At 61.4% G+C, this 3,009-nt stretch carries 3 protein-coding genes and 1 pseudogene; 1 reads left to right on the top strand and 3 read right to left on the bottom strand.

Annotated features, from left to right (window positions below):
• Window positions 1-78 precede the first annotated feature (78 nt).
• Window positions 79-303: pseudogene (locus tag PG896_RS20660) on the top strand (sodium:calcium antiporter); the annotation flags it as partial.
• A 94-nt stretch (window positions 304-397) separates the two neighbouring features.
• Here the strand turns inward: PG896_RS20660 and ansB are convergent.
• The 3 genes from ansB to PG896_RS20645 form a co-directional block, all read right to left on the bottom strand.
• Window positions 398-1,456: an L-asparaginase 2 gene (ansB, locus tag PG896_RS20655; protein WP_048208529.1), complete on the bottom strand. Its 1,059-nt coding sequence runs from the start codon at window positions 1,454-1,456 to the stop codon at window positions 398-400.
• A 129-nt stretch (window positions 1,457-1,585) separates the two neighbouring features.
• The gene (locus PG896_RS20650; protein ID WP_042864882.1) at window positions 1,586-1,780 is read right to left on the bottom strand and encodes a heavy-metal-associated domain-containing protein; all 195 of its coding nucleotides are present in this window, start codon (window positions 1,778-1,780) and stop codon (window positions 1,586-1,588) included.
• A gap of 111 nt (window positions 1,781-1,891) precedes the next feature.
• Window positions 1,892-2,842 (bottom strand): AEC family transporter, encoded by a 951-nt coding sequence (locus PG896_RS20645; RefSeq protein ID WP_010675784.1) that lies wholly within the window; start codon window positions 2,840-2,842, stop codon window positions 1,892-1,894.
• Window positions 2,843-3,009: the final 167 nt, after the last annotated feature.

The following is a 3,009-nucleotide window of genomic DNA, read 5'->3' as shown; positions in this document are numbered from 1 at the left end:
TGGCATATGGATTTAGGGACTCAGAATACTTTTTTCTGAAAATCAAGGCGGCCTTCCCCGGAAAGCCGCGATGAACCCAATATATCGGGGGCCATGATGATCCAGGGCACCATTCCCAAGGCGTTCTGCCTGCTGTTCACCCCTTGGCTGCTGGATAGCACCATGATGGCCTCCTCCCTGGTCACTCTGCTGGCGGTCACGCTGCTGTGGTGGGGGTTCAGTCGGGAGCGGATGACGGCGGGCAGGCTCGCCCTGGTGGGGCTGATTTACCTGGGTTTCTGCGGCTGGCTGATGATGAGCTGAGGGCCGGCCTCTGCCTCTGGCGCAACAAGAAAGGGCAGGATCCCATCCTGCCCTTCATCTCACGGGGTAGTGTCAATCAGACCGATCCGAGGTCTCAGAACTGCTGGAACCAGCGCTGGATCTGGGCCGGATCCTTGCTCTGGGTCAGGGCGAGCATCAGCAGCACCCGCGCTTTCTGCGGGTTGAGGGTCTCGGCGGCGACGAAGCCGTACTTGGCATCATCGATCTCCGCATCCAGGGTGGTAGAGCCGGTCGGCACGCGGGCGGAACGCACCACGCGAATGCCGTCCTTGCTCGCCTTGGCCAGGGTGTCGAACAGGGTGTGGTAGAGGTTGCCGTTGCCCACCCCGGCGCTGACGATGCCGTCGAACTTGGCATCCACCAGGGCCTTGGCCGGCAGATCCGAGGCGTTGGCGTAGCTGTAGACGATGCCGACCTGGGGCAACTTGTCGAGCTTGCTCACATCGAACGGGGTCTTGCTGGTGTGCTGGCGGGCCGGGCTGCGCTGGTAGTCGATCTTGCCGTTGTGGATGTAGCCGAGCGGGCCGAAGTTGGGGGAAGCAAAGGTCTGCACTCCTGTGGTGTTTGTCTTGGTGACGTCCCGGGCATCCAGCACGGTGTCGTTCATCGCCACCATGACGCCACGTCCCTTTGAGGCGGGGTCGGAGGCAGTCACCACGGCGTTGTAGAGGTTCATGGGGCCGTCGGCGCTCATGGCGGTGGAGGGGCGCATGGCGCCCACCAGCACCACCGGCTTGTCGCTCTTGACGGTCAGATTGAGGAAGTAGGCGGTCTCCTCCATGGTGTCGGTGCCGTGGGTGATGACGATGCCGTCCACGTCATCCCTGGCCAGCAGCGCGTTGACGCGCTTGGCGAGCGTGAGCCACACCTCGTCGTTCATATCCTGGGAGCCGATCTTGACCACCTGCTCACCCTGCACGTCGGCCACGTTTTTCATCTCGGGCACGGCGGCGATCAGCGTCTCGATGGCCACCTTGCCTGCCTCGTAGTTGGACTGGGTGGCGGACTGGCCCGCCCCGGCGATGGTGCCGCCGGTGGCCAGAATGTGCACGCTGGGCAGCGCCATGGCCATGGGGGAGAGGGTCAGGCCGAGTACGGCGGCGATCAGGGTCTTGCGAATGGGAAGGGTCATGCTGCAATCCTTTTGGATGAGGGAATTGCAGCATTTTTATTCTTTTCAAACGGGATTTAAGTGATCACTCTCACCAATAAAAAGAATTAAACAGAATATTAGTCTGATTTATACCAATTAAGTGATAATTCACTCTACCTGAAAGCCTCTCGCCTCGATCAGGGCGATCAACTCGGCTTTGCTCAGCTCACTCTCGATGACGGCCTGGCGGCTGGCAAAGTCGACCGTGGCGGTGCGGACTGACGGCTGAGCCAGCAAGGCCTTTTGCAGGCTGGCAGCGCAGCCGCCGCAGGACATGCCGGTAACGGTGAGTTCGATGGTCATGGGCTCTCTCCTCTGTCGATGTGCAATCAGCCTAAAGCTGCCGCCTCCGGCAAGGTCAAGGGCGAATGCCGATCCCGTCAACCCCGGGTCGTGCATCATGGCGGCGCCCCATCACCCCATCAGTCCCAGGTAGTTCATCAGGGTGGCCCCCAGGCTGGTGGTGACGAGCGAGCCCAGGGTGGTGGTGGCGATGATGTTGGCCGCGAGGGCACTGTCACCGCCCATGGCACGGGTCATCACATAGCTGGCGGCGGCGGTGGGGGTAGAGCTGATGAGAAACAGGATGCCGAGGGCCTGCGGGCTGAAGCCGAGCGCCCAGGCCCCCAGCACCAGCAGCACGGGGATGCAGCACAGCCGGTTGACCGTGGCCCAGCCGGTCAGCATGGCGCCGCCGCGCAGGGCCTTGAGGTTGAGGCTGGCACCGGTGCAGAGCAGGGCCAGTGGCAGGGTCATGTTGGCGAAATAGTTGCCCGTGCTGATAACCAGCTGGGGCAGTTCGATGCCGAGCAGACCGAAGGGCAGGGCCGCCAGAATGGCGATGATGAGGGGGTTTTTGACGATCCCCTTGAGTATGGGTGTGAGCCCCTTTCCGCCCCCCAGGCTGCGGGTCAGGGTGATCACCGCGAGGATGTTGTAGAGCACTGTGATGGAGCCCACCAGCAGGGCGGCGGCCCCTATCCCCTCCGGGCCGTAGGCGTTTTGCACATAGGCCAGCCCCATGATCCCCATGTTGCCGCGAAAGCTGCCCTGCACGAAGATGCCCCGCAGTTTCTGCTCGCTGATGAAACGGGCCGCCAGCACCTCCAGCACCAGGAAACCGGCGAGGGTGCCGAGCAGGCCGTAGAGGATGAGCCAGGGGCTCGGCATGGTGGAAAAATCGGTGCGCACCATGCTCAGAAACAAGAGAGCTGGCAGGGTGACCTGGAACACCAGACGGGAGGCTGACTCGACGAAGCTGTCGGGCAAGAGACCCAGCCGCTTGAGCCAGATGCCGAGTACCAGCACCAGACAGATGGGGCCCGTGATGGAGAGAGAGAAGTGCAGACTTGCCAACAGATCCATGATGCGCGTCCTGTGCAACGGCGAAGAAAGTCGCCTGGGAAAGGGCATTCTAACGCCATGGGCTTGTATTCACAGGAGTTAATCACAACACATATACAGGACCTTAAGAAAACACTTCATTTGAAATTCCTTCTAAGGTCCTGTTCTGTATCGATTTTCGCTGCTTG

The organism is Aeromonas sp. QDB30 (assembly GCF_027707645.1).
Taxonomy (GTDB): domain Bacteria; phylum Pseudomonadota; class Gammaproteobacteria; order Enterobacterales; family Aeromonadaceae; genus Aeromonas; species Aeromonas caviae.
This window is presented reverse-complemented; position numbering and strand designations above follow the sequence as displayed.

Coding starts and splice junctions, on each gene's coding strand:
- ansB (WP_048208529.1), bottom strand. CDS start 1,456: ATGACCCTTCCCATTCGCAAGACCCTGATCGCCGCCGTACTCGGCCTG.
- PG896_RS20645 (WP_010675784.1), bottom strand. CDS start 2,842: ATGGATCTGTTGGCAAGTCTGCACTTCTCTCTCTCCATCACGGGCCCC.
- PG896_RS20650 (WP_042864882.1), bottom strand. CDS start 1,780: ATGACCATCGAACTCACCGTTACCGGCATGTCCTGCGGCGGCTGCGCT.